Source organism: Salinivibrio kushneri, assembly GCF_027286325.1.
In the GTDB taxonomy this organism is placed as follows: Bacteria; Pseudomonadota; Gammaproteobacteria; order Enterobacterales; family Vibrionaceae; genus Salinivibrio; species Salinivibrio kushneri_A.
This window is the reverse complement of sequence record NZ_CP114588.1, coordinates 609,255-634,138: the sequence shown is the minus strand read 5'-3', so window position 1 is coordinate 634,138 and position 24,884 is coordinate 609,255. Positions and strand designations below refer to the sequence as shown.

The 24,884-nt window shown below is 49.8% G+C and carries 26 protein-coding genes; 18 read left to right on the top strand and 8 right to left on the bottom strand.

Going from position 1 to position 24,884, the window contains the following annotated elements:
• Positions 1-71 precede the first annotated feature (71 nt).
• Positions 72-449, top strand: a complete 378-nt coding sequence (locus N8M53_RS03090) for a DUF3461 family protein (RefSeq protein ID WP_269579455.1) — start codon at positions 72-74, stop codon at positions 447-449.
• A gap of 63 nt (positions 450-512) precedes the next feature.
• Here N8M53_RS03090 and truC read toward each other — a convergent pair whose 3' ends face one another.
• Both truC and N8M53_RS03080 read right to left on the bottom strand, forming a co-directional pair.
• Complete coding sequence (truC, locus tag N8M53_RS03085; protein WP_269579454.1) at positions 513-1,274, bottom strand: tRNA pseudouridine(65) synthase TruC; 762 nt, start codon at positions 1,272-1,274, stop codon at positions 513-515.
• Positions 1,271-1,588 (bottom strand): YqcC family protein, encoded by a 318-nt coding sequence (locus N8M53_RS03080; protein WP_269579453.1) that lies wholly within the window; start codon positions 1,586-1,588, stop codon positions 1,271-1,273. The genes truC and N8M53_RS03080 overlap by 4 nt, the downstream gene beginning before the upstream one ends.
• 139 nt (positions 1,589-1,727) lie before the next feature.
• On the opposite strand from N8M53_RS03080, the gene N8M53_RS03075 reads away from it, so the two are divergent.
• From N8M53_RS03075 to N8M53_RS03060, 4 genes are all read left to right on the top strand, one after another.
• A complete protein-coding gene (locus N8M53_RS03075) occupies positions 1,728-2,780 on the top strand; it encodes a DUF3549 family protein (RefSeq protein WP_269579452.1) in 1,053 nt (350 codons plus the stop codon).
• On the top strand, positions 2,770-3,093 hold the full coding sequence (locus N8M53_RS03070) for a DUF3301 domain-containing protein (RefSeq protein ID WP_269579451.1): 324 nt from the start codon (positions 2,770-2,772) through the stop codon (positions 3,091-3,093). Before N8M53_RS03075 ends, N8M53_RS03070 begins: the two co-directional genes overlap by 11 nt.
• A gap of 876 nt (positions 3,094-3,969) precedes the next feature.
• Positions 3,970-4,203 (top strand): DUF2789 domain-containing protein, encoded by a 234-nt coding sequence (locus N8M53_RS03065; RefSeq protein WP_269579450.1) that lies wholly within the window; start codon positions 3,970-3,972, stop codon positions 4,201-4,203.
• A gap of 36 nt (positions 4,204-4,239) precedes the next feature.
• Positions 4,240-4,518, top strand: a complete 279-nt coding sequence (locus N8M53_RS03060; protein ID WP_269579449.1) for a hypothetical protein — start codon at positions 4,240-4,242, stop codon at positions 4,516-4,518.
• Here the strand turns inward: N8M53_RS03060 and N8M53_RS03055 are convergent.
• Positions 4,515-5,294: a Zn-ribbon-containing protein gene (locus N8M53_RS03055; protein ID WP_269579448.1), complete on the bottom strand. Its 780-nt coding sequence runs from the start codon at positions 5,292-5,294 to the stop codon at positions 4,515-4,517. The genes N8M53_RS03060 and N8M53_RS03055 overlap by 4 nt on opposite strands.
• Positions 5,291-5,839 carry a SecY-interacting protein gene (gene syd / locus N8M53_RS03050; RefSeq protein ID WP_269579447.1) on the bottom strand — a complete coding sequence of 183 codons (549 nt, stop codon included), beginning with the start codon at positions 5,837-5,839 and terminating at the stop codon, positions 5,291-5,293. Before syd ends, N8M53_RS03055 begins: the two co-directional genes overlap by 4 nt.
• 63 nt (positions 5,840-5,902) lie before the next feature.
• Between syd and queF the strand changes: the two genes are divergently transcribed.
• The 5 genes from queF (at position 5,903) to xni (ending at position 13,173) form a co-directional block, all read left to right on the top strand.
• Positions 5,903-6,751: an NADPH-dependent 7-cyano-7-deazaguanine reductase QueF gene (gene queF / locus N8M53_RS03045; RefSeq protein ID WP_269579446.1), complete on the top strand. Its 849-nt coding sequence runs from the start codon at positions 5,903-5,905 to the stop codon at positions 6,749-6,751.
• Positions 6,752-6,808: 57 nt separating this feature from the next.
• On the top strand, positions 6,809-9,154 hold the full coding sequence (locus N8M53_RS03040) for a tetratricopeptide repeat protein (protein ID WP_269579445.1): 2,346 nt from the start codon (positions 6,809-6,811) through the stop codon (positions 9,152-9,154).
• A 77-nt stretch (positions 9,155-9,231) separates the two neighbouring features.
• Positions 9,232-10,788: a sensor domain-containing diguanylate cyclase gene (locus N8M53_RS03035; RefSeq protein WP_269579444.1), complete on the top strand. Its 1,557-nt coding sequence runs from the start codon at positions 9,232-9,234 to the stop codon at positions 10,786-10,788.
• A 119-nt stretch (positions 10,789-10,907) separates the two neighbouring features.
• Complete coding sequence (gene ppnN / locus N8M53_RS03030) at positions 10,908-12,263, top strand: nucleotide 5'-monophosphate nucleosidase PpnN (RefSeq protein WP_077607288.1); 1,356 nt, start codon at positions 10,908-10,910, stop codon at positions 12,261-12,263.
• Between the two features lie 118 nt (positions 12,264-12,381).
• Positions 12,382-13,173 (top strand): flap endonuclease Xni, encoded by a 792-nt coding sequence (gene xni, locus N8M53_RS03025; protein ID WP_269579443.1) that lies wholly within the window; start codon positions 12,382-12,384, stop codon positions 13,171-13,173.
• A gap of 67 nt (positions 13,174-13,240) precedes the next feature.
• Here xni and rlmM read toward each other — a convergent pair whose 3' ends face one another.
• The 4 genes from rlmM to N8M53_RS03005 form a co-directional block, all read right to left on the bottom strand.
• Positions 13,241-14,317 carry a 23S rRNA (cytidine(2498)-2'-O)-methyltransferase RlmM gene (gene rlmM / locus N8M53_RS03020; RefSeq protein WP_269579969.1) on the bottom strand — a complete coding sequence of 359 codons (1,077 nt, stop codon included), beginning with the start codon at positions 14,315-14,317 and terminating at the stop codon, positions 13,241-13,243.
• A gap of 119 nt (positions 14,318-14,436) precedes the next feature.
• Positions 14,437-14,817 (bottom strand): DUF423 domain-containing protein, encoded by a 381-nt coding sequence (locus tag N8M53_RS03015; RefSeq protein ID WP_269579442.1) that lies wholly within the window; start codon positions 14,815-14,817, stop codon positions 14,437-14,439.
• Positions 14,814-15,452, bottom strand: a complete 639-nt coding sequence (locus N8M53_RS03010; protein WP_269579441.1) for an alpha/beta fold hydrolase — start codon at positions 15,450-15,452, stop codon at positions 14,814-14,816. The genes N8M53_RS03015 and N8M53_RS03010 overlap by 4 nt, the downstream gene beginning before the upstream one ends.
• A complete protein-coding gene (locus N8M53_RS03005; RefSeq protein ID WP_269579440.1) occupies positions 15,449-16,354 on the bottom strand; it encodes a transcriptional regulator GcvA in 906 nt (301 codons plus the stop codon). Before N8M53_RS03005 ends, N8M53_RS03010 begins: the two co-directional genes overlap by 4 nt.
• Before the next feature lie 356 nt (positions 16,355-16,710).
• Between N8M53_RS03005 and N8M53_RS03000 the strand changes: the two genes are divergently transcribed.
• The 8 genes from N8M53_RS03000 to N8M53_RS02965 all read left to right on the top strand — a co-directional run bounded on the left by N8M53_RS03000 (position 16,711) and on the right by N8M53_RS02965 (position 24,883).
• Positions 16,711-17,922 (top strand): aminotransferase class V-fold PLP-dependent enzyme, encoded by a 1,212-nt coding sequence (locus tag N8M53_RS03000; protein ID WP_269579439.1) that lies wholly within the window; start codon positions 16,711-16,713, stop codon positions 17,920-17,922.
• Between the two features lie 19 nt (positions 17,923-17,941).
• Entirely contained in the window at positions 17,942-18,367 is a 426-nt protein-coding gene (gene csdE / locus N8M53_RS02995) for a cysteine desulfurase sulfur acceptor subunit CsdE (protein WP_269579438.1), read from the top strand.
• Between the two features lie 522 nt (positions 18,368-18,889).
• Entirely contained in the window at positions 18,890-19,630 is a 741-nt protein-coding gene (locus tag N8M53_RS02990) for an SDR family oxidoreductase (RefSeq protein ID WP_269579437.1), read from the top strand.
• Between the two features lie 15 nt (positions 19,631-19,645).
• On the top strand, positions 19,646-20,857 hold the full coding sequence (locus N8M53_RS02985) for an acetyl-CoA C-acetyltransferase (protein ID WP_269579436.1): 1,212 nt from the start codon (positions 19,646-19,648) through the stop codon (positions 20,855-20,857).
• Between the two features lie 58 nt (positions 20,858-20,915).
• Complete coding sequence (locus N8M53_RS02980; RefSeq protein ID WP_046074153.1) at positions 20,916-21,263, top strand: phasin family protein; 348 nt, start codon at positions 20,916-20,918, stop codon at positions 21,261-21,263.
• 80 nt (positions 21,264-21,343) lie between these two features.
• Positions 21,344-23,167, top strand: a complete 1,824-nt coding sequence (gene phaC, locus N8M53_RS02975; RefSeq protein ID WP_269579435.1) for a class I poly(R)-hydroxyalkanoic acid synthase — start codon at positions 21,344-21,346, stop codon at positions 23,165-23,167.
• A 277-nt stretch (positions 23,168-23,444) separates the two neighbouring features.
• The gene (locus N8M53_RS02970) at positions 23,445-24,065 is read left to right on the top strand and encodes a substrate-binding periplasmic protein (protein ID WP_269579434.1); all 621 of its coding nucleotides are present in this window, start codon (positions 23,445-23,447) and stop codon (positions 24,063-24,065) included.
• Positions 24,066-24,103: 38 nt separating this feature from the next.
• Positions 24,104-24,883: a substrate-binding periplasmic protein gene (locus N8M53_RS02965; protein ID WP_269579433.1), complete on the top strand. Its 780-nt coding sequence runs from the start codon at positions 24,104-24,106 to the stop codon at positions 24,881-24,883.
• Position 24,884: the final 1 nt, after the last annotated feature.

The window sequence follows — 24,884 nt, the reverse complement described above, 5'->3', positions numbered from 1 at the left end:
TCCCCATAAACAATGCTAAGCGACGGTACGTTCGTCGCTTAATAAAAACAACATACAACCATGAGGTGGCTATGTATCAGCAGTTGAAAAACATTGGCATTGAACATCCGGAAAAAATTGAGCGTTATTCACTGCGCCAAGAAGCCAGTTATGACACGCTCAAAGTGTACTTCAGCAAGCAAAAGGGCGATCTTTTTGCGCGAAGCATGAAGTTTAAGTATCCACGCCAGCGGAAAAATGTGGTTGTCGACAGCGGCACCGGCCGGTCTCGAGAGGTCACGGAGATCAATCGCAGCCTGTCCCTAGTGATCGATGAACTGGATCGCATCGTTCAGCACGAGCACACAGAGCAAGACGTGAAGCGAAAGGTACTCACCGATCTTCGTCATCTAGAAAAAGTGGTCGCCAGTAAGATTGCCGAAATCGAAGCCGAGCTAGATAAGCTCTAACACGAAATGTTGTGCGGCCTGCAAGGTGCGGCCTGCAAGGTGCGACCTGCAAAGTGCGGCCTATCACGGGCTGCTTACGCCAAGGAGGGGGCTAGGCACATCCCATTCCAGTGCCGACAGCACACGCTGCCACGTAATATCGAGCGGGGCCTGGACCTGAACTGTCTCTGCGCTAACTGGGTGGATAAACTGCATGTCACTGGCATGCAGCAACAGCTGGTGACAATCAAAGTGTTCCCGAAAAACGCGGTTATGCCTGCCATCACCATGGGTAGTATCACCGATAATTGGGTGACTTAAATGATGCATATGGCGACGTAACTGGTGCTTTCTCCCCGTTTGTGGCTGCATAGCGACCAAACTATAACGGCTGGTTGCATAGCGCCCAGTGGCAATAGGAAGCTCTACCCTTGCCAGCGGTTGATAATCCGTCACGGCCGGTTTTGCTGTGGGCGGCTGGCTCGCATCTTTATCCGCTATCTTATCTTGCTCTTCCACCAGTGGGTAATCGAGTCGACCGGCTTCTGAGATCCAACCTCTGACTATCGCATAGTAGGCTTTTTTAATCTGCCCTTGCGCAAACTGTGGCATCATCAAGGACGCCACCTCGCTAGATAACGCAAACACCAACACACCAGACGTCGGTTTATCGAGCCGGTGCAACGGATAAACACGCTGGCCAATCTGGTCCCTGAGCGTCTGCATCACGAAACGCGTTTCCCCTTTATCCAGCCAAGAACGATGGACCAACATCCCTGCGGGCTTGTTCACCACAACCAAGGACTCATCGCGGTATAAAATGGATAATGGTTGTTCACTCATCATTGGGTTAACAGCGCGTCAATACGATAAGTTACTTTGACCACCGCTGTCGCCCCTTGCTGCTCTTTCATCGCTTCTTCCACATAGGGGGCGATTTCAAAATTCCTTGGCAGTGGCTGGCGAGCAACAACCAATGCACGCATTTTAGGCAGAAATATCCACTGCAACCACTCATGACAATCGAGCGTGTCCACCGCAAACGGTTCGCGACTTGCCAACCGTTTTGGCGATGGTGGTACCGACTGGAGCAGATCACACGCATCTAACACTTGCTCAAGCTCATCCAGAAGTTGCTCACATTGTTGGTAAAGTGTCATTGACAACCCCATCATTACTCAAATAAGAAACCGCGAAGCATAGCATGATCCCAGCCAAGACAACATCAACAAGACAAGCATCTAGCCAGGAAAAACTGATATACTCGCGCGCATCAAGCGATAACTAAGAGCGGACATCATGGAAACGGTTCACGCCCTCAGCACCCTATTTGACCACGCCGATTGCCAATTCAGTGTTTACGACTTAGGTCGTCGTGTGTGCCAGCTGGATGAAACGACCTTTCGTGCGGTTGAGGCCAATCAGCAACCTTACCCTCACCCCTTACGCCAACATGCCCACATGGCTGTCGCTTTCTGGCCATCAGGCGGCGCTCCATGGGTATGGTTCTTAAAAATGCCTCTCGATGAACGCGGCCTACTCAATCACACCGCGATGGGAGATTTTTTACAGTATGTCAGCGCGGCCATGGGAGAGCGCTTAACCGCGACACCGAATAAAGAGCAGCGTGAGAAACTGGCCAACAATCCCTATACGTTTACGCCCACCGACGACAAGATGGCGATGTTCCATGCCACATTGACCTATCAACTGGGACGGCCAGCCAGCCAGTATTATGATCATGCGCAGCATTACTTAAATGGCGAGCTTGGCTGGGATAATTGGCAAGGTGTTGGCCTGCAAGGGCTCGCTGATACCTGTGTACGCATGGCCGAGCAAAACAATGCCACCCGTGTCCGCAAAGCGCTGAATAGCCTTCCAACGACGCCGCTGTATGCCCTACTAGGCTGTTTAGAGCATTGCCAAATCAATGAAAAACTCGCGGCAAGCGTGCGCGATATGTTTAGCCAAATGTGTCAGGCTCAGGAAGTAGACCTTTTCTTGGTCAGCGCCCTACTCCGCGCGCATGCTGGTGCCCCAGAAGCCACGCGTCATCATTTAATAGATGCCGTGCTGGAGAAACCCGAGCTGCATCATCGCGAGATTTTTGTTGCGATTGCGGGACGCTGCTGGGACAGCTTGACGGACGACACAGTGTTAGATCGCTTCTTGATTGCGCTTGCCGATCAGCACGATACCGCACTGTTTCAACAAATCTACGCTGATCTTGTGATGCTGCCGCCGCTTCGTGGCGCACTGCTTAGCCGTTTACACGGTGATACCTCTGCGGCACTTACCCAGGCAATGTCACGTATGCAACAAGCTGTCAGACATACCTCTAATGATCACTGATCTGCTAACCATTGTCTTGGTCGTTGTCGTCGCCTTGCTGTTCTGGCAACAGCGGCGACAATCCGAGCAAGCGCACCAGTACATTCGCCAATACTGCCAGCGGATGGAGTTGCAATTATTGTCTATTGCACGAGGCCGTCACACCCTACGCAGAACCGAACAAGGGTGGCAATGGCTCACCCAGTACTGGTTCGAGTTTTCTGCCACCGGGGATGATCATTATATCGGTCACGCTCAGCTTAAAGGGTTAAGATTAAAGGCGATAGACACACCGGTTCATGCGATGCCAAGAGCAGACCAAACCGGCAGTTAGATACTCCCCAAAAACGCTAACCATGTTGATAATAAAAAGGCGGAGAGAATAATTCGCGCGACGTGAAAAGCTGTACTAGATTAGAAGTATGGTGCACACGCAAGGTTAGTGCTAACGGCGCGTGACAGGGAGTCGCCGGTGTCGGTTTAACCGACTAGAAAAAGGAAAGGGCGCAGCTTGCGCCGCGCCCTAGAGTTTTACTTGCAGCCATCCTGCTACTAAAAAGGTGCTCCCTGCATCATTCCTTGATCAGTCGCCGATTCCTTCAGCGTCGTTCCATGTCTCTCCGTCTTGGAGGTGTCCTTTCGTCATCCTGACAAACCGAAATTCCCGTTTTCGATAAGCTCTCCATCCTGGAGGTGTCCATGACTTCGTCCTGAAGTAGTCCTTAAGCCCCCATCCTGGGTTGTCCTAAGTCTTCCTGACGTACAAGCTTCCTGCTTGTAGAGAACGGCTCCATCCGTTGTCCTTTTTGCAATCCATGCCAGCGCTTCTTCCTGAAGTACTGCCTCATCCTGAGGTACCAAGTCCTTGGTGATTCCTGTTCCCTGTGTCAGTTCCCTTCCGACACCGATAAGATTACGCGACTGAGCGTTTGGTACAAGCCATTCTCACCTGTTCAATCTCTCATTTTTTATCTTAAACAAGAAAATAAACGGTAAATACATGTAATAAAAGAAAAAATAAATACAAGAAGGTCAATTTTCGTAGCAAGATTCTGCTTTTGTCCCACGCTCTTGTAAGAGATATCTCACACAGAGTAGGGAGCTTTTCTATTCATTGCTCTGTGCTCACAGTCACCGCTTTCATCACAGCACTAGGTGAAGGCTGCTACTATAGTGAGTATAGACGCGTATCAAGCAACTAGGAGGGACAATGGAAACCTTTCAACATGACTTACAGCACCTTTTTGAACAACTGGGCTTGGCAACCGATAAGGCCTCAATTGAGCACTTCCTATCCAGTCACTGCTTGGTTGAAGGGCAAACACTGGTCGATGCCCCATTTTGGAATGCTGCGCAACGGGCGTTTATTGATGAAGCCATAAAGGAAGACGCGGATTGGGCGGAGCAGGTTGATACCCTTGATGCGCTGCTGAGAAAGCCCTAATCTCTCTCTTTTCTGTCATGTCGCTAGGATTAACTGATGAGCTATCAAGCTGAGCTGGCGCGAGCACTCAAGGTGCTCGACGCAAAAGGGCAAACCGTCACCGTGGCAAAGGTGAAAGCCCAATTGACAACACAAGTCCCCTTACCCTTGATTATCCAAGCGGTGAAAAATGCGAAGACCAACACACCGTTACCCGAGATGCCCGTCGATGATATCAGGCTATCTGATGCTGCGCGTATCAGCCAACTCGAACAGCAAGTGGCCGAGTTGAGCGAGCGATTAGCGACGCTAGAAGCCCAGTATTCAAGCCGCTAAGCCAGTTTAAAGTCCCAAGAAAGGTTGGAGACTAGCCGGCAACGATCGCACTTAAATAGAAAGATATCGTGAACCGGAGCCTTAAGCCGCCAAGGCTCCCCACACTTGGGACATGGGCGTTCAAGCTCACTCTCTCTGTCTTTACCACCAACACGATATTGATAGTAGTAGGTTGGTGTTCCCGTTAAGTACTCTATCCGCCCTCTAAGATCCCAACCGCGCTGGAATAACCGAGTTTGAGGGTTTGCTAATTCATTAAGCCCAGCAAACTCGGCGTCACTGGCGCCGGCCATTTGTAATTCATCACAGGCTTGCCATTCTGTTTGCCATTTTATCACCGCTTTGTGATCACCGTTAAAGGTGGCGGGTAAGCGATAAAGCGGAATGGGTAGCAGCGTATCGCCACAACGCAGCGGCGAACACGTGTGAACAAAGGTGGTGTAAAGCACTTGCCAAGTCGGTGAGACACTCGGAGCGGCTTGTTCTGAGTTCAAATCGCGTCCCAACACACGCACTTTCGGTTGGGTTAAGCACGCGTCGGCCAGCTGCTGCAACGCACGTTTCACTTGTGGGCTGTGAAAGCGTGGGTGCAAGGCATCTTCATCGGGACATACAACACGAAGCTGAAACTGGCCTTCTTGCATCAAGATCGGAAACTCGCGTCCGAGCACTTGGCCATTATAACGTAATGCATCCATGAGGCCATTGATCGTACGGTCAACCGCACTAACGGTGGTATTATCAAAGCACTCAAAGGTCAGTTCCGTGATAATCATGCCACATCAACCTCTAGTGCCGAGAGAAATGCGTCAAGATTGGGGGCGATCACATCACGCGTGCCTTTATTAAGGGTTTCTCTTATCACTTCCCCGCTCATGTTATCAATCGCTATGATCACCATTTCATCCGCGGTGGTCGCGATGAACACACTCGGCGTAAGCTTGCGCTGACGCTGCATCATCAGATGTCCCAAGATGTTTTCTTGTAAACGCGCCAAGTCATCGTCACTCCACACCTGAAGCAAGCTTAGCGGCTCCCCCTGATAACGCACCGATAAATCTGCACAATAGAATGCGTTATAAAAGTCTTTAATATCACTGTGCAAACGCAAGGCTATCGCTTGTTCTACATTGGTAAAATCAGCTAACGCGTCGCGCTTGACCGGTTGCCACTGTAATTGGTGGTCATTTTCGCTCACGATACAGGGAGATGGCAGCCCAATGTAAGCATCTGTACAGGGTAAATGTTGATAATGACGCTGCCATACCGCCATATAATTCTGTGTTAGCGCCCAAAGGGCACGATGTACTGTGTTCTCCATTCGCAACCTATAGCAAGATTCAGTAAACTTTACCCATTCTACTTGAATCAATAGCAGATCCGTATGAGCAATTATCAAGATGCCGATGCCCTCGCCAATTTATCGCTTGGCGAAAAAACAGATTACCCAACCCAGTACGATCCATCACAACTGCGTGCTGTTCCTCGCGCGCTAAATCGTCAGGCCATCGGACTAGATAATGCGCCGATGCCCTTTACCGGTTACGACACCTGGACCCTATATGAGCTGTCATGGCTCAACAAAAATGGTTTGCCCCAGGTCGCGATTGGCGAAGTCCGCCTCCCAGCCTCAAGCCCCAACTTAATCGAGTCAAAATCATTTAAGCTGTACCTCAATAGCTTTAATCAAACTCGCTTTGACAACTGGCAGCAAGTAGCTAACGCATTGCAAACCGATTTGTCCGCTTGTGCGGGTGAAGAAGTGGATGTCACCTTGTCACCGCTCAGTGAGTTAGAGGGAGAAACCATTGCAGGCTTGGCGGGTGAATGCATCGATCACCAAGACATCAGCATTGATGACTACACATTTAATCCCGACTGGCTTGACGGTGCGGCTCAAGGCGCGATTGTGTCTGAGACCCTCCACAGCCATTTACTCAAATCAAACTGCCTTATTACTAACCAGCCAGACTGGGGCTCGGTGAGAATCGCTTATAAAGGCAAAAAAATAAATCGCGAGAAGCTACTTCGCTACTTGGTGTCATTTCGCGAGCATAATGAGTTTCACGAGCAATGTGTGGAGCGCATTTTTATGGATATCATGCGTTTTTGTCAGCCGGAAAAGCTCACCGTTTATGCCCGTTACACGCGTCGCGGTGGTTTAGACATTAACCCATATCGTACAAATATGGGTAAAACACCAAGTGAAAACAATCGTTTGGCAAGACAGTAATACCACAGGCTGCCATCAGGCAGCCTTTCTCTCATCGCTTTACATAGAGGATGGCGCATGCGCATCAGCCGACTACTCGTAGGCCTGCTTTTTTGGTTAACGTCGATAACGGCGTTCGCTTCAATCCACTCCTCACCCGTGCTCACTAATGCGGAAAAACTTCTCGAAACGTCTCCGGCGCAATCGTTGGAAATCAGCAATCGTTTTTTAGCCCAACGCCGCCTAACCACCGGCGCGAATCGCTCACATGTGAATAACGACACGGATCGCTCGATTCGCACGCCCTTGCATACCGTATATGCCTATTTGATCAGTGCCCGAGCTTATGCTTATCTCGATCAACCTATAGAGGCTAAAGCCGCGCTACAAAAAGCGTATCAAGTGGTCGATGAGTACGATTTAAAACACGTAAATGTACAAGTCTTGCTGACCGAGGCCTCGCTTATCTGGCACCTTGAACGTGACTCCACACGTGCCCTAGCGATACTCGATGCCGCCCAAAAAGCCATTGAAACCTTGCCAGAAAGCAGCTTAAACGGCCAAGCAAGCCGATTTAAAAGCGCTTTACTGCGCGCCAATATTCTCGCGGCAACCGCAGACAGTGAAACCGCGCTTGTCGCTTATGAAAATGCACGCAGCCAACTTAACAGTGATCCTCAAGACTTACGGGATAAAGTCGAGTTTCAGCTCTCATTAGGTGGTTTTTTACTCGACCAAAAGCAACATGAGAGTGCTTTGACCGAGCTACTCAGTGCTTTCTGGATAGCCAGCGAGAACGAATACACAGCATTGATTGCCGATGCCAATATGAAGCTGGCTAAACTGTATAATCAACAAGGTGTGCTCAATCAAGCCCTTGAGCACGCAAATCAAGCCGCTGCCTTTTTTGAGCATTTTTCATTAAGCCGACGTCTATCAGCGTCGCAGCGCCTGTTAGCCACCATTTATGAGCAACAAGCCCGTTATAATTTCGCCTTGGTGCATTATTTTAATGCGCTTGAAATTGAGCAAGCACTCGGTCGCCTCCAACCGCTTGCCCAAGTACACCTCGCCATCGCCCGCACTTATTATCAGCTAGAGCACTTCCCGCTCAGTGACAGGTATATCCAAGATGCGTTAAGGCTGGTCGGTAGCCTACCCAACTCTCCCCTGACCACACAGGCAATGTTGTTGCAGGGACGTATTCATCTTGCACTGTCTCAACCAAAGCAAGCAGAGAAAGAAATTCGCACCGCGCTGGAGCGAGCAGAGGTAGAAAAAGACCACCAAACCATGACGATGGCGCATCATGCCCTCTCCAGAGCCTTAGAGTCGCAAGGCAAGTATCAAGCGGCCCTGATGATGCAACGTGATTATGAAAAGCTACGCGCACAGCAAACACAATCAGAGCAACAACAACAAGCCGATACTTTTAAACAACAACAGCGTGTGGTCGAACGGCAGCTACAGATGGATGAACTGCAACGTCAGCTAGATAGCGCACACCAAGAGCAGCTTCACCTACAAAAGGTCAACTATTTCCTATTAGGTAGCCTTGGGGTGTTAGTAGCCATTGTTTATCTTCGTCATCGTGCCGCGGTGATGCGTCAGGTAGAACTCGAAGAGCTGCGTGATGACTTTTATACTCACCCACGCACCGGGCTGAGAAACTTACGCATGCTGAATGCTAAATTGCCGCGATCGTTGGAAAAAAGTAATGCCAACTTTGAACAATGGTATCTAAACGACATGATCCACCAGCCACTGAGTGATCGGCTACGCTTTGCCATGTTCGACGTTGCCTTGCTAAAAGCGTTATTTTTGCGCCTCGGCTATCAAAGGGCGCAGGATATCGAGCGTCAGCTTGGCGACTACTTGTCCGATCGTGTCACCCAATCTGGCCGCTTATATCATTTCGCCGATACCTTGTTCATTTATATCGAGACCAATTGGGACCAAGACACCCAGCCCGATGCGCTTGCGCATTTTGTGCAGTCTTTGATCGCAGACTTTGTCAGCCATTATCAAAGCAGTCAGCCACAAGCGGTGAGTGAAGGTGACCAACCCCCAGCACTCACTCCGCAAGTTGCCATTGGTCTCGCGGAATACCCTTTTTTACCGCGCGCGTACACATCGATTAACGACCAAGAACTAATCGAGATTTTATTAACGGCCACCCATCAAGCCAGTGATCTCGCGCAACAGACTGGGGAAAGTCATTGGGTACACTTTAGCGCGATTAACACGGCCCCTGCAGCGAGCTTTGTGAACACCAACTTACGTCATGCTTGTTTGAAAGGCATTGACTCTGGATTGGTAAAGGTTAAATCTTCAGCTAACGACTTATTGAACTGGCAGAAGGATCACGAATCTGATAAAAAGCCATCGTCAGTTATTGATGATCGTAGCAATAAATCGGTATAGCTACGGATAGTTAGTGAAACTGTTTTCGCTACCAATGGCGCCAAAACGCGAATATAATCAGGTATTTCCTCGATAAAATGACTAAGTCCACTCCATCACCGTTGTCGGCTCAAACCGCTCAGGCGGGTAATAATGCGTCGCCCTCAGCGTATCGGGAGCTGGCGCTTAGGTCGCGTAGAGAGATCCATAGCCTTAAACGGCTGGTTTCGCGCTTCATCGCCACGTGCTCGGGTAAAAATAACTTGGTCGACCAAAAACTGGCCGAGTTCCGTGACGTATTGTATTCAACGCAGGATGTTAGCGCGTTGCTTCCGCGTTTAGCCGTTATTGAACGCATGGTGGGTCATCAAAACATGACACAAGCAAAAGCACAGTCACACCTCGATGAGCAGTTTCATACCAGTGGTGAAACACTACAGCGAGTGACAGGTCTTCCCGTTCAATTGAAACGTGACTTGCGAGATCTATTGGCACAACCGGCGAACGGTGATACCGAACGCACACAACACCTCATAAAATTACTTCAACTGTACGAACGCGCTGTGACCTTGCAAGTGGCAAGGCCCCGCACTCAGCAAACACCAGACATCGACAACGATCAAATACGCCGCGTCGCTGATGAACTACAAAACCTGATTACAGAGCTCGATATCGACGGTCAAGCAGGCGACAAGTTGCTTGAAATCCGCCGTGAATTGCTGACCGATATATCACCGGCTACCGTGGTCTCTTTGACGCTTGCGGCACTCAAACTGATTCTGGAAGCCACCCAATCAGAGCGGCAGGCTTCACAGCAATTTCTCAGTCAAGTCAATGATGACCTAGTATCAATAAGCCAACAAAATACCCGAGCGCATGATCACGCGACGCAACTGCGGCAGGCACATCAAGATGTCGATCAACGACTCGATCGCACCATTACCGATATTGAACGCGAACTCAAATGGAAAGACGCGGAAAAAGCCAACCCAGAAGCCGCATTGACCCAAGCGCTTGCAGAGCTGAAAGTGATCGCGCAAGAAAACAAAGCGCTCAAAAATCGCGAACAAGCCTTGGAAGAGCAGTTGGCACACAATCAAAACCAACTTAGCGCCTTAGCAGAGCAAACCCTCGATCAACACCGTCGCGTCGGTGACCAAGAACGTAAACGCCTGTTAGACCCACTTACCCGTGTCTACAACCGTGCCGCCCTAAACGATCGTTTGGAGCATGAATACCGGTTATGGAAAAAGTACCAACGCGAGTTTTGCCTTGCCGTCATTGATCTTGACCACTTTAAACAAGTGAATCAGCAATTTGGCTACGAAGTCGGTGATAAAGCCTTGAAAATTATCGCGCGTAGCATTTATCAATGTCTGCGCGACACCGACTTTATTGCCCGCTTTGGTGGCGAAGAGTTTGTAATTTTACTGCCCGATGCGGACGATGAAACGCGGACCGATATTTTGGCCAATATTAGCCACACCATTCGCAAACTCCCGCTGAAGTTTAAAAACGAGCGCGTTTCAATTAGCGTCTCAATTGGTGCCACCCTCTTCCAAGGTGAGGATACCCCCACGCCGGTGCTAAAGCGTGCTGACCAAGCGCTCTATCAAGCGAAAAACAGTGGTCGCAACCAAATCATCTGGTGTTAAGTTTTACTGGTCAATTGTGGCTAGCGTGTGTATTTTTAATTAACACACTGATTTTTATAGCACCGCTCGACAGCCTTGCTTGCGTTAAACAGGATGTCGGCGTGTAAGAGGTTGTCGCTATGATCACACACATTAGTCCGATTGGAACGATGGATCTGCTTTCTCAAATCGAGGTCGATCGTTTAAAAGCCAGCGCCAGCAGTGATCTGTACCGCTTATACCGCAACTGCTCATTGGCCGTTTTAAATTCAGGTAGCCATACAGACAGCTCCAAAGCTCTGTTAGAAAAACACGCCAACTTTGAAATTCGCGTATTGCGCCGAGAGCGGGGCATTAAACTCGAGCTGGTGAACCCGCCGGATCATGCCTTTGTCGACGGTAAAATCATTCGCGGCATTCAAGAGCATATGTTCTCGGTACTACGCGACATTATTCACGTCAATGTGCAGCTCGAGCATAGTCCTGCCCTCAACCTCGACAGCTCACCGCATATCACTAACCTAATATTCGGTATCTTGCGGAATGCAAAAACGCTCCGTCCAAGGGTCGATCCTAATCTAGTGGTTTGCTGGGGTGGGCATTCGATCAACGACATCGAATATCAATACACGCGAGAAGTGGGCCATGAGCTTGGTCTGCGTGAACTGGATATTTGTACGGGGTGTGGCCCAGGTGCGATGGAGGGGCCAATGAAAGGTGCAGCCATCGGTCATGCCAAGCAACGCACTTATGACAGCCGGTTTATTGGCTTAACTGAGCCTTCTATTATCGCTGCTGAGCCGCCGAACCCTATGGTTAATGAGCTGGTGATCATGCCCGATATTGAAAAGCGCCTAGAGGCATTTGTCCGTATCGCACATGGGATTGTCATTTTCCCAGGCGGCGCAGGAACAGCGGAAGAGCTGCTTTATATTCTTGGCATCATGATGCATCCTGATAATCGCTCACAACCTTTGCCTATCGTGTTAACCGGCCCGAAAGAAAGTGAGGATTACTTTCGCGATATCGATGCCTTTATTCGTGATGTCTTGGGCGAGGAAGCCACCCAGTATTATGAAATCGTGATTGACGATCCGGCTAAAGCCGCACGATTGATGAAAAATGCCATGCCCGCCGTCAAAGAGCATCGCAAAGCCACCGGCGATGCCTATTCGTACAATTGGTCATTAAAAATCGAGCCGGACTTTCAACATCCCTTTGCGCCAACACACGAGAATATGGCTAACCTTAACTTGCACATGAATCAGCGCCCAGAGTTACTCGCTTCAGCATTACGCCAAGCATTCTCGGGCATTGTGGCGGGGAATGTGAAAGACGAGGGAATGCGCAATATCGAGCAACATGGCCCGTTTAAAATCGATGGTGACAAGTACTTAATGGCAAAAATGGACAAACTGTTACAAAGCTTCGTCGACCAACAACGGATGAAGCTACCAGGCACCGCCTATGTGCCGTGCTACGAAATTGTCTCTTAGCCCTAATACGCGCACTGAGCCGGCGAGCTGCAGGTAACCGGCATAACGCACACTGCGTTATGCCGCTAACACAGGTATAATGCGCGGCTCATGCTGCGCGTTATTACTGGTTTTTATTATGTCTAACCTCCATGTTGTCATTATCGATGCAATGAACCTCATCCGCCGTGTCCACGCGGCTCAGCCCGAAGGCGATGCCATCGACACCACGGTGAATGCCTGCATCAAAACCCTCAATAAAATCATCAATCATAGCCAGCCGAGCCATATTATTGCTGTCTTTGATCACATGGGTAGTGATCGTGGCTGGCGCGCAGAGATCCTGCCGGCATACAAACAACACCGTAAGCCAATGCCTGCAGTGCTCGAACAAGGGTTAGATGCCATTCAAGATGCATTTTGGCAGTACGGCGTCGACTCGTTGCTTTCTCAGGGCGATGAGGCTGACGACATGATTGCCACCCTCGCCTTAAAAGTGGCCGAGCGCCAGCAAGATGTCACGATAGTATCGACTGACAAAGGCTATTGTCAGCTATTACAACCGACAGTCCGGATCCGCGATTACTTTCAGCAGCGCTGGTTAGATCTCGCATTCGTCCAGGCGCAGTTCGGCGTTCGCCCGGAGCAGCTTTGCGATTTTTGGGGGCTCGCGGGGATCAGCAGCAGTGAGGTCAGTGGCGTGCCAGGTATCGGTCCCAAAACCGCGGCCAGCTTGCTGAGCGACTATGCCACTATCGATGCGGTGTTCGCTGCCGAGGATCTCGCGCCAAAGTGGCAGAAAAAACTCAACGGTCATTATGAGCTGGCTCAACGTTGCAAACAGGTCGCGCAACTAAAAACGGATATCCCACTAGGCTTTAACCTACAAGATATCCGTTTTGAGCCCGCTACAGAGGGCCAATCCTCGTAACCGTATTCAGTGGTGATGGATAAACATGAAGCTCGGTATGCAGAGCTAAGAGAAACCCAGACAGCACTTAGCGCTGACGTTTTACCCGCCGTAAGTGCACTGTGATTTCCTCGCGATCATGATACAGATGCTTCGCGCGCATTTCATACGCCACATTATAATCATCAAGAAATGCACCTAAGGTCTCGAGGTTTTCTGTCACCTGCTCATAGCGACGACTCATCGGCAATTTCAAATTAAAAATTGCCTCTTTCGCCCACCCTTCAATCAACCACTCACCCATCAATTGGGCTACACGAGAGGGCTTTTCAATCATATCGCACACCAGCCAGGTAACATTCTTACGCGTCGGCTCGAACTTAAACCCATCTTCAGCGTGGTGAAAGACTTGTCCGGTTTCCATCAATTGCTCATCCATTGCGCCATTATCGACCGCGTGTACGAACATTGAGCGTTTAACCAACTGATAGGTCCAGCCTCCGGGGCACGCACCTAAGTCGACCGCCCACATGCCAGGCGCTAAACGCGTCTCCCACTCTTGCTTGGGAATAAAGTGGTGAAATGCCTCTTCCAATTTTAAGGTCGAGCGACTCGGCGCATCGGCAGGAAACTTCATCCGCGGCAGTCCCATGTAGTGCGGAGAGTTATTAGTTGTGAGTGAGTAGCCAACCAAACAGGTACCTGGGGCAGTAAAGCACAGATGGATAACCGGCTTTTTGGGGTTATCTTTTGCAAGCAGCACACCGTTTTTACGCAAAGCTTGGCGCAGTGGCACGGTGAATTTACGACAAAACTTCAACAGGGCTTTTGCTTTATCGTTATCTGGGGTTTCCACCCGTAAGTCGCCGCCTTTGGGTAAGCGATCGCCCACGGCCAAAATCGGTGAGATGCGATCGTCAGGATCAAGCTCAGAAAGAGAGGCGGTGATAGCGATCATTTGCCGAGCAAAAATCAGTGAGTCGAGAGGGAGATCACGCACAACACGCTCCGCATCGCTCTCTTGATAGCACTCAAACAGGACATACGCACTGTTATTGACCACGCGCGGGAACCCATACACCCCCATGTCGGTGGTTTTTTGTTGGATCTCGGCGGCACAGTCTTTCTCGAACCCCGCACGACAATAAAGCAGAACCTGATTCATAACACCCTCTGGCTCGAACATATCACCACGCTGTGTGGCGGTAAAAATAAGCTGCGCATTATATCTGCCATCCAGACCAGAAAGAAATGCCCGCAAGGCTTTTATTCATTTGAGCGGACTCAGCGCTGATGAGCGCGCCAAGCCCCTATGGCTAGCCCCGCCCAGCCGATCAGAAAACTCACACCGCCCATCGGAGTAATAGGTCCAAGCCAATACCAAGATGTCAGCGCCAGCAGGTATAAGCTACCACTAAACGCCACAACACCGATAAACCAAGCCCAAGCCACAATGGCAAAACAGCGAGAAGAAACCTGGGAGGCAACACTGCAAACTCCCAATAAGGCGAGACTGTGCCACATTTGATACTCAACCCCGGTTTTAAAAATGGCTAACTGATAGTCTGACAGCACCGCTTTTAAACCATGAGCCGCAAACGCACCCAGCCCCACCGCGAGGCCGGCACCTATCGCTGCGAGGCTCACCCAGTGATGTAACTTCATACTTGTCCACCTTGCTGCTCGATAAACCTAAATGCACTGTCGACGGCAAACTGGCGGTTGCCGACCTCAGTATGTCCAGAGGCTTTACGGGGCTTCAAACTATGATCACCATCCGGTGCGATGACCACCTCAATCGATGGCGATAAAGCATAATTGTTGATATCTTCTTCACGGCCAAAAGTGTCACGTGCACCTTGTACAATCAGCAGTGGACGCTCCACGGACGCCAAATGCTCACCTTTATACTTTTCTGGCTTCCCTGGCGGATGGAATGGAAAGCCAAAGCAAATCACCCCGCTGACGGAGGCGTGATCCGTCAAATGGCTCGCCATACGTCCCCCCATTGATTTACCCGCTAACCATAATCGGCTACCGGCTGGCCTTACGTCATCCACGTGCTCAATCATCGACTCAAAATGAGCCAACAGTTTGGGTGCACGATCCGGTGGGCGTTTTTTGCCATCTTGCTCGCGCTTTTCCATGTACGGAAAGTTAAACCGCACGACTTTGCAGTGCTTCGCCATCCGCGCAGCCATATCAGCCATGAACTCGTGATCCTTTCCAGCGCCCGCTCCATGGGCAAAAATCACCCAGTCTGTTGCCGTTTCCGGCCCATCAACATTCAAACCTGTCATAAATTCATTTTCTCTTGTTCTTTCGCTGCCGTCGCCAACATCCATTCTCGGAACGCGGTAATACGTCCGGTATCGGCATCGCGCTGCTGGCTAACCAAATAGAAGCCATTGTCACTCTTTAATACTTGCTCAAAAGGCTGCACCAAACGCCCAGATGCTAACTCTGGTTGAGAAAGCACATTGTTTCCTAGTGCGACACCTTGCCCATGTGCCGCCGCCTGCAACACCATGGATGAATGACTAAAAATAGGCCCATGCTCAACATTCACTTCATTGAGTTGGTGTGCTTTAGCAAACGCTTTCCATTCTTTGCGTGAGCGGTCATGCAATAAAACATGATGAACCAAATCATCTGGGGTTTGCAGAGGCTGCCCAGACTCCAGTAGCAGTGGCGAACACACAGGCAGCAAGCATTCTTGATACAAAAGATCGCAGCGTAATCCGGACCAGTGTCCCCGGCCATAGTAAATGGCAACATCGACATCATCAGTCAGAGACCCCTCTTCCAAATCAACCGCTTTTATCCGAACATCAATATCAGGATGCGCGGTATTAAAATCAGCTAATCGAGGTACTAGCCATTGAATGGCAAAACTGGGCGGCAAACTAATCGTCAGCGCCCCTTTGGCACTGCGTTCCAGCACTTTATCCGTCGCATAAGAAAGCTCAGAGAAAATATCTTTTATATCAAGAAAGTACCCTTGTCCTTCTTCGGTCAATAGTAACGAGCGATTACGCCGGCGGAAAAGCTTCAAACCGAGAAACTCTTCTAATGCCTTGATTTGATGACTAACAGCCGCTTGGGTCACAAACAGCTCTTCTGCTGCTCGGGTAAAGCTCAAATGTCGCGCGGCCGCTTCAAATACACGCAGCGCGTTAAGTGGGGGAAGACGCCTCGCCATATGCTGACACCTCTATGCATTAATTTTTCTAATCGTTGGCATTATAAATTGTCGATTGCTGATATACCAGCAAACTCCTATAGTGCTCCCCGCATCCACTTGTGACGTCTCTCTATTTAGACTGTTTCCGTGGTTGCGATGTTGTGTTTGCATTTGTCTAACACTGGTTAGACAGGTAGTCGTATCTACCACTTTTAACTTCCTGTATTTTGACATTGTCTGTCATTACATATTTGTTAGCACTGAGCGTCGCTCAGTGCTTTTTTTTGTCTGTAATAGAGCATGAACCAACAACAGACTTGAGTTACATCCACGAGATAGCGATCATAGACGAGATTTTATTTCGGACGATGACTATGACCGACGGTTTTGATCCCCATTCCCTACGCGCCCAGTTTCCCGCTTTCAATACGCCAGGCTGGGTATATCTAGACAGTGCCGCCACTGCCCAAAAGCCGCAGTCAGTAATTGATGCGATCAGTCGCAGCTACATGATGCCAACGGCAAATGTACACCGCGGTCAGCATCAAGCTTCCTTATCGGTGACCGAGCGTTTTGAGCAAGCACGGCGAGATGTGGCACATTTTATCGGTGCCAACCCACAAAATGTGGTCTGGGCCCGTGGTGCGACAGAAGCCATCAACCTGGTCGCCTATGGCTTAAGCCACGCGCTTGTCCCGCAAGATGAAATTCTCGTCAGCGAAATGGAGCACCATGCCAACCTGATCCCTTGGCAATTGATGGCGCAGCGCACCGGTGCTCAACTGGTAAAAATCCCTTGCTGCCCTCGCACGGGTAGATTAGATATGAAGGTATACCAACAACGCTTATCCGTGCGGACACGCATTGTTGCGATCAGTCATGTCAGCAATGTCACCGGCACCCGCCATCCTATTGAGGAAATGACTCAACTTGCGCACAAATATGGTGCAACCGTGATCATTGATGGCGCACAGGGCATCGTCCATGAGCCTGTTTGTATGCAAACACTGGACACTGACTATTATGTTTTTTCTGGCCATAAACTTTATGGGCCCACAGGAATTGGTGTCTTGTATGGAAAAACGGAAGCTCTCAGCGCGCTCGCGCCTTTCCACGGGGGCGGAAAAATGATCACAGACGTGTCGTTTGACCACCATACGCTCGCCCCCATCCCCGCTCGTTTTGAAGCAGGCACACCTAACACCGCAGGGGCCATTGGCCTTGCAGCTGCCATTGATTGGTTCAAACAGCAAGACAGCCAAGCAGTAGACGCACACATAGCAAGCTGTTACCAACAACTCATAGACGCTTTACGCACACGGCCGCGCATTCGTTTGATCGCGCCACAGGCGTCCAGTTCCATGGTCTCTTTTGTTGTTAGCGACGAGCATCATGCCGATGTCGCTGAGTTGTTGGCCCAGCAAGGTATTGCTGTTCGCTCTGGCCACCATTGTGCCCATCCTTTTATTAAGGCGCTTGGTGTCGATGGCACCATCAGGGTTTCTTTAGCGGCCTACAATACACACCAGGATATCGCACAGTTTATTGCAGCATTAGATAAGACCCTAGATTTACTAGATATTTAACCATAAGGCAGGACAGATAATGGCGTTACCCCACCACCCTTTTGGCACCGAGCTTAACCAAACGACTGTCACCGAGATGCTCGCGCAACACACCAGCTGGGAAGATAAATACCGACAATTGATTTTGTGGGGAAAACGGCTGCCAACCTTTACCGATGCCCAAAAACAAACAGCAAACCAAGTAAACGGCTGTGAGAGTGCGGTTTGGTTTCTGCATCAGGTCGAGGGGGACACCCATTACTTTGCCGCCGATTCCAATGCCAGAATTGTTAAAGGCTTATTAGCGATCGTGCTTGCCTGTGTTCACGGTCAACACGGTAATGCCATTCACACCCTCGATATAGACCGCGTTTTCCAACAAGCGGGACTTGCGCACCATTTAAGTGAGTCACGCACCAATGGCTTGCACGCAATCATTGAATACATTCATCAGATCACTCGTTAGCTTCCAAGATCACTCTTTAGCCCCTTACCCGCGTGGTGGCCTGTCGCCACCGCTCTCTACTCACCTCGCAAACAGTGATCATTTCCTGACCACTGTGCCTACTTTAAAAGGCAATCATCAACATAGAGTCGCAAGTCATACTGGTAATACAATGGATTTCATGAACTTAGCCAAGCCGTGGGTAATTCGAACAAAAACCAATAAATAAACATAAAATAAACATAATATTAACAATAAATTGCAGTGTTTCGTTATTAGTTTGACCAAGATCTCGAATGCAGAACATGAGGTTTTTATACTTTGCGTATTTGTCTAGATTCGTTAGCTTAGAAGCAGGCAGTCATAAAAGGGTCACACCAATCCGTTAGGCTGCCTAACAATATCGGCAGAATGATAAGTTGATTTTTGGCACAACTATTGCTGCTGTGAGAAAAAGATGACTGTAATTCTGGTTTGAAGTGGTTCCAGATGCGGCTTCAGGCATCTCGTTTAGTTTGCTTGTTGTAGTGAATGGAGTCATAAATGAAAAAACTGGCATTAGTAACCGGCGCGAAAGGTGGAATCGGATCGGCAATTACCGAGAAATTGGTGGAAGATGGATACCGCGTCATCGCGAGCCACTTTACAGGGGGAGCGGAGTGCGCCCAGGAGTGGTTTGAAGAAAAGAAATTTAACCACGATCAAGTTCGTCTGTTTGAGCTTGATGTCACCGATACCGAACAATGCGCCTCACGGATTGCCAAGCTTTTAGAAGAAGAAGGCACGGTGGATGTACTGGTAAACAATGCTGGTATTACCCGCGACAGTGTGTTCAAGAAAATGAATGCCTCACAATGGCATGACGTCATTAATACCAACCTCAATAGCCTCTTTAACGTCACTCAGCCCTTATTCGCCGCCATGTGCGAGAAAGGAGGAGGACGCATCATCAATATCTCATCGGTCAATGGCCAGAAAGGTCAATTTGGCCAAGCCAACTATGCCGCAGCCAAAGCCGGCATGATGGGCTTCAGTAAGTCACTCGCGGCAGAAGGCGCGCGGGCCGGTGTTACTGTCAACGTCGTGGCGCCAGGCTATACCGCCACACCAATGGTTACCGCCATGCGCGACGATGTGTTGGAGTCAATCACCAACCAGATTCCAATGAAGCGCTTGGCCAAGCCAGAAGAAATTGCGGCATCGGTGGCTTACCTTGCCAGCGACGCAGGTGCTTACATTACGGGTGAGACGCTGTCGGTAAACGGCGGCCTCTACATGCAATAAATCAAGGATAGATTGATGGAACGTATTTTTATTGTGGCGGCAAAACGCACCGCCATCGGTGCCTTCTCAGGTACGCTCAAAGACGTCCCAACGGGGCAACTCGCCGCTTATGCCATCAAAGGCGCACTAAGTGAAACATCACTTGCCCCAACCGCGATTGATGAAGTCATCGTAGGCAACGTGGTTAGCGCAGGACAAGGGATGGGGATTGGTCGTCAAGCTGCGATTTACGCGGATATCCCGCCCCATGTCCCCGCCTATTCAATCAACATGGTCTGCGGCAGTGGCATGAAAAGTATCATGGATGCTGTCACCCACATCCGAGCTGGCGATGCACAAGTTGTCGTCGCGGCTGGGGTTGAAAACATGTCTCAAATCCCATTTGCGGCAGCGGGCAACCTCCGCACTGGGCAAAAAATGGGCAACTTTGCCATGAAAGACTTGCTCATTAATGACGGCCTCACGGATGTGTATAACCAATATCACATGGGGGTGACCGCTGAGAATGTTGCGAAAGAAGTCGGGATTACCCGTGAGCAACAAGATAGCTTTGCGCTTAGCAGCCAACAAAAAGCCGTTTCAGCCATTGAAGCGGGTCGATTTAAAGATGAAATCATCCCGATTGAGATCAAACAGCGCAAGCAAACCATTACTTTTGATACCGATGAGTACCCAAAAGCAGACGCCACACTAGAAGGCCTCAGCAAGTTGCGGCCCGCCTTTGATAAAGAAGGCTCAGTAACGGCCGGTAACGCCTCTGGTATCAACGATGGCGCGAGTGCGGTGATCCTCGCGTCTGAGTCCGCAGTCAAAGAACACGGGCTGACTCCCCTCGCGGAAGTAGCCGCCTACGCTCAGCACGGTGTCGATCCGAGCATCATGGGCTTAGGCCCCGTAGGGGCTGTCAATACGGCATTAGAGAAAGCCAACCTGACCCTAGACAACGTTGATTTGTTTGAGCTTAACGAAGCATTCGCTGCACAAGCACTGGGGGTCATACACCAATTGGCGGAGCACCATAAGACAACACCTGATGCGATATTGGCGCGCGCCAATGTCAACGGCGGTGCCATTGCACTCGGTCACCCGCTAGGGGCATCAGGTAACCGAATCGTGGTGACCTTGCTACACGAGCTCGCGCGAAGAGGCGAAACCCATGGGGTTGCTTCTTTGTGTATTGGCGGCGGCATGGGTACAGCTTTAATTGTTAAGCGTACACAAGCATAAACGGACACTTGCGACCTTGGGTTAACAACCCATACACAACACTATCAGGAGATACACCATGTACACAGATATGTTTAAAGCGTTTTCTGAGCAATCTGAAAAAGCCCTGGCTCCCTATGTTAATTTCAACAAGTTGGTAGCCAAAAATGTTGAGACGCTGACTGAGCTACAAATGAATGCCATGCGCACCTATAGCGAGCTCGGTCTAGAGCAAATGAAAGCAGCCAGCGAAGTGAAAGATGTCTCTAGTATGACGTCATTCAGCAGCCAGCAACTGGCCGCTTTGACCAAGCTGTCTCAGCAAATGATGGATGACAGCGCCAAGCTGCAAAACATCGCCAAAGAGTTTAAAGAAGACATCGACAAACTCACGGCTGAAAACATGAAAGCCGGCACCCCAGCATAAAGGCAGGGTTTTTTGCACTAGCGCCTGCTGTCGCGGACAGCAGGCCCTTATAGTGCTTATCCGATCAAGAGGGCAAGACTATGTTTCATCACTTCTTTTCGGACTACCTTGCCAGGCTGCAAGAACAAAACCAGCAATGGTGGCAGGATCTTGAGCAGGGCAAGGCAGCCGTAAATACACCGTTCAATCAAGCCATGCAGGAAGTCAGCCTGCAAGACACTGCTCAGTTGCTGGAAGGCGCGGCTCAACAACCCGCTGCACTTCTACAAGTGCAAATGCAGTGGTGGGAACAACAAATGCAAATCTGGCAGAACGCCATGCTCGCTCGTGATAACACGGGAGAGGTCGTGAGCGAAGGCAGTGACGATAAACGTTTTAAGGATAAGGCTTGGCAGGAAGATGTCCTTTATAACTTTATCAAACAGTCCTATCTGCTGTTTGGGCGTACCTATATGGAAACCATCGACGCCATTGAAGGCCTCGATGACAAAACCCGTGAGCGTCTCTCATTTTTCTCGCGCCAGGCGATCAACGCCATGGCCCCGAGTAATTATATTGCGACTAACCCTGAACTGCTCAAAATGACACTGGAGTCTCAGGGTGAAAACCTACTGCGCGGTATGGAACAGCTTAAGCAAGATATGGAGTCTAGCGCGGATATTCTAAAAGTGCGCATGACCAATAATAACGCGTTTCGCGTGGGTGATGATGTGGCCAACACCCCTGGCGACGTGGTGTATAAAAATGAGTTATTCGAACTCATTCAATATCGTCCGATGACGGAAAAAGTGCATACCACTCCCATCTTGGTCGTGCCTCCGTTCATCAACAAATACTATATTCTCGACTTACGCGAGAAAAACTCACTGGTTCGTTGGTTGGTTGAGCAAGGGCATACGGTATTCTTGATGTCGTGGCGTAATCCCTCTGCCGAACAAGCTGAGATTGGCTTTGAAGACTACGTGACCCAAGGCACCGTCAAGGCGGTCAGTGCCATCGAAGACATTACCGGCCAATCGCAAATAAATGGCGTGGGCTACTGTATTGGCGGTACCGTTCTGGCTTGTACTATCGCTTACTATGCCGCGAAGCGCATGAAAGCACGGATCAAATCGGCGAGTTTCTTCACCACCTTGCTGGACTTCTCGCAGCCAGGCGAAATTGGCGCCTACATCAATGACAGCTTGATTCGAGCCATTGAAGCGCAAAACACGGCGCGAGGCTACATGGATGGTCGTTCACTAAGCGTTACCTTTAGCTTATTGCGCGAGAATAGCTTGTACTGGAACTACTACATTGAGAATTACCTCAAAGGTAACAGTCCCGTCGACTTTGATTTGCTGTATTGGAACAGTGACAGCACCAACGTGGCCGCCAAGACGCACAACTTTATCCTGCGCGATTTGTACCTTGAAAACAAACTGGTGCAAGACAAGGGAGTGAAAGTTGGTGGTGTCTGGATTGATCTTAACAAAATCAAGGTACCGAGCTATTTCATTTCAACCAAAGAAGATCACATCGCGCTTTGGCAAGGCACTTATCGAGGTGCACTGAATGTTGGCGGCAATAAAACCTTTGTTCTGGGCGAGTCAGGGCATATCGCCGGTATCGTGAACCATCCCGTTAAGAAAAAATACGGTTTTTGGACCAACGATAGCTTGCCTGACAGTGCCGATGAGTGGCTCGATAACGCCTCTCACCACACCGGCTCTTGGTGGACCCACTGGGAAAAATGGTTGCGTAGCTATAGTCCAGAAGAGCAAGTGGAGCCATACCCAACAGGCTCTGAGACTTATCCCGTACTTGATACGGCACCTGGCGAATATGTTCGCCACGTTCTGCCCATCGAAGCGGAGACTCAGCAAAGTAAGGCGACGCCAACACCTGAAGAAGAACAGGCCTGATCACACGTCACAGCCTGCGTCCCAATATTGAGAATGGGGGTGTACACTCAGAGGTAAACGCTGAGGTGCACCCCTTTTTTTATATGATTGAACTACACTCAAAGCCATGGAAGCAAAACGGTGTAGCGTCAATATGAGATGGCTAGGGTACTGTCTATTAACCACTCTTCTTTTCATTTCGGTGAGCATACAGGCTCAAACACTGCGCCTGGCATCGGGTGAATATGCTCCCTTTATCACCCAAACTGAGCCTAATGGGGGCCCAATAACGGCGATCGTGATACAAGCGGCACAAGAGGCAGACATCGCGGTATCACTGGGTTACTTCCCATGGCATCAGTCGATGGCTCTCGCTCAAACCGGCGAATGGGACGGCACAATAGGCTGGGCCTACACAAAAGAACGAGCGAATAACTTCATCTATTCGGACCCGATTTATACCGAAAGCGTTGGCTTCTTCTACCTTACCGAACGCGAGTTTGATTGGCAGTCTCCTAAAGATCTGGGTGGCTTTGCTATCGGTGTGACTAAAGGCTTTATTGACGTTAAAACACTGACTGAACTGCAAAAGTCAGGCATCGACGTTAAAATCCAAGAGTTCCTTGATGAAGAATCAAAAATCGATGCACTACTCGCTCAGCAAATCGACTTAGCGTTAGGCAACATAGACGTACTCAAAAGGGTGATCGCACAAGAGGTTGAGCCTAAGCAAAAACAAAAGATTGCCCATCATCCGCGCCCAATAAGAATTACTCCGCTATACGTTTTGTTTAACCGACAAACAAAGCAAGGCTATGATCAGGCCGAACGCTTTAACAAAGCATTACGGCGACTCAAAGCGGATGGGCGGTATCAAATGATTTGGAGTCATTTTCGCCAAGCCCACTACAATCAGTAGTCCTTGGCTGTCACGACGTTTTATATCTTGGAGGTGTTATGTGGCGAATAATGCTCGTGACCCTGCTCCTTTATTTACCTTCCATCGCCACCGCACAAGTTCAGCTAAAACTGTTGGCAGGCGATTACCCCCCTTTCCTCTCAGATCGCTTAGCGCATCAAGGAGTGGTTGCCTATATCGTTAAAGAGGCAGGCCGGCGACAAGGGCTAGAGATAGAGATCGAGTTTACACTTTGGCAGCAAGCAAAAATGAAGGCGCAAGAGGGTGCGGTTCATGGGACGGTTGGCTGGGGCTACACCCCAAAACGTGAAAATGACTTTGTTTACTCTGCCCCCATCTATACCGAAACCGTGGTGTTTTTTCACCTCAAAAACCGCCACTTTGATTGGCAGTCGTTAGCCAGCTTAAACGGCTTACGCGTTGGAATTAGCGAGAGCTATATAGAAGATGCCATGCTCGCCACCTTTAATCAGCAAGGTGGCGATGTAGTGATACGCCGGTACCCTAACGAAGTAGAGAAGCTGCGCAGCTTACTCACTGGCGAAGCAGATGTGATTATTGGTAACCAATATGTGGTGATGAACACCCTACGCACTGTGATGCCTGATGACACGCGTCAGCACATCACCTTTCACCCTACTCCGCTGCGTGTCACTCCTCTCCATGTTCTACTGAGTCGCCAGCATCCTGAAAGCACACGCTGGGTAGAACGCTTAAACCGCGGTATTCATCAACTCAAAAGCAGTGGCGATTACCAAAGAGCATGGAGTGCGTTTCGTATGGGCGAATTTGGCTTGCGCGCACTCCCCTCAGAGTAAA

Bases quoted from the DNA above. Each gene is read 5' to 3' on its own strand.
- N8M53_RS02965 (WP_269579433.1), top strand. From the start codon at position 24,104: ATGTGGCGAATAATGCTCGTGACCCTGCTCCTTTATTTACCTTCCATC.
- N8M53_RS03075 (WP_269579452.1), top strand. From the start codon at position 1,728: ATGGAAACGGTTCACGCCCTCAGCACCCTATTTGACCACGCCGATTGC.
- phaC (WP_269579435.1), top strand. From the start codon at position 21,344: ATGTTTCATCACTTCTTTTCGGACTACCTTGCCAGGCTGCAAGAACAA.
- N8M53_RS03090 (WP_269579455.1), top strand. From the start codon at position 72: ATGTATCAGCAGTTGAAAAACATTGGCATTGAACATCCGGAAAAAATT.
- N8M53_RS03080 (WP_269579453.1), bottom strand. From the start codon at position 1,588: ATGACACTTTACCAACAATGTGAGCAACTTCTGGATGAGCTTGAGCAA.
- N8M53_RS03065 (WP_269579450.1), top strand. From the start codon at position 3,970: ATGGAAACCTTTCAACATGACTTACAGCACCTTTTTGAACAACTGGGC.
- N8M53_RS02985 (WP_269579436.1), top strand. From the start codon at position 19,646: ATGGAACGTATTTTTATTGTGGCGGCAAAACGCACCGCCATCGGTGCC.
- ppnN (WP_077607288.1), top strand. From the start codon at position 10,908: ATGATCACACACATTAGTCCGATTGGAACGATGGATCTGCTTTCTCAA.
- N8M53_RS03010 (WP_269579441.1), bottom strand. From the start codon at position 15,452: ATGACAGGTTTGAATGTTGATGGGCCGGAAACGGCAACAGACTGGGTG.
- csdE (WP_269579438.1), top strand. From the start codon at position 17,942: ATGGCGTTACCCCACCACCCTTTTGGCACCGAGCTTAACCAAACGACT.
- xni (WP_269579443.1), top strand. From the start codon at position 12,382: ATGTCTAACCTCCATGTTGTCATTATCGATGCAATGAACCTCATCCGC.
- N8M53_RS03035 (WP_269579444.1), top strand. From the start codon at position 9,232: ATGACTAAGTCCACTCCATCACCGTTGTCGGCTCAAACCGCTCAGGCG.
- N8M53_RS02980 (WP_046074153.1), top strand. From the start codon at position 20,916: ATGTACACAGATATGTTTAAAGCGTTTTCTGAGCAATCTGAAAAAGCC.
- N8M53_RS03055 (WP_269579448.1), bottom strand. From the start codon at position 5,294: ATGATTATCACGGAACTGACCTTTGAGTGCTTTGATAATACCACCGTT.
- N8M53_RS03040 (WP_269579445.1), top strand. From the start codon at position 6,809: ATGCGCATCAGCCGACTACTCGTAGGCCTGCTTTTTTGGTTAACGTCG.
- N8M53_RS03000 (WP_269579439.1), top strand. From the start codon at position 16,711: ATGACCGACGGTTTTGATCCCCATTCCCTACGCGCCCAGTTTCCCGCT.
- truC (WP_269579454.1), bottom strand. From the start codon at position 1,274: ATGATGAGTGAACAACCATTATCCATTTTATACCGCGATGAGTCCTTG.
- N8M53_RS03015 (WP_269579442.1), bottom strand. From the start codon at position 14,817: ATGAAGTTACATCACTGGGTGAGCCTCGCAGCGATAGGTGCCGGCCTC.
- N8M53_RS02990 (WP_269579437.1), top strand. From the start codon at position 18,890: ATGAAAAAACTGGCATTAGTAACCGGCGCGAAAGGTGGAATCGGATCG.
- N8M53_RS03070 (WP_269579451.1), top strand. From the start codon at position 2,770: ATGATCACTGATCTGCTAACCATTGTCTTGGTCGTTGTCGTCGCCTTG.
- N8M53_RS03005 (WP_269579440.1), bottom strand. From the start codon at position 16,354: ATGGCGAGGCGTCTTCCCCCACTTAACGCGCTGCGTGTATTTGAAGCG.
- N8M53_RS03060 (WP_269579449.1), top strand. From the start codon at position 4,240: ATGAGCTATCAAGCTGAGCTGGCGCGAGCACTCAAGGTGCTCGACGCA.
- queF (WP_269579446.1), top strand. From the start codon at position 5,903: ATGAGCAATTATCAAGATGCCGATGCCCTCGCCAATTTATCGCTTGGC.
- syd (WP_269579447.1), bottom strand. From the start codon at position 5,839: ATGGAGAACACAGTACATCGTGCCCTTTGGGCGCTAACACAGAATTAT.
- rlmM (WP_269579969.1), bottom strand. From the start codon at position 14,317: ATGAATCAGGTTCTGCTTTATTGTCGTGCGGGGTTCGAGAAAGACTGT.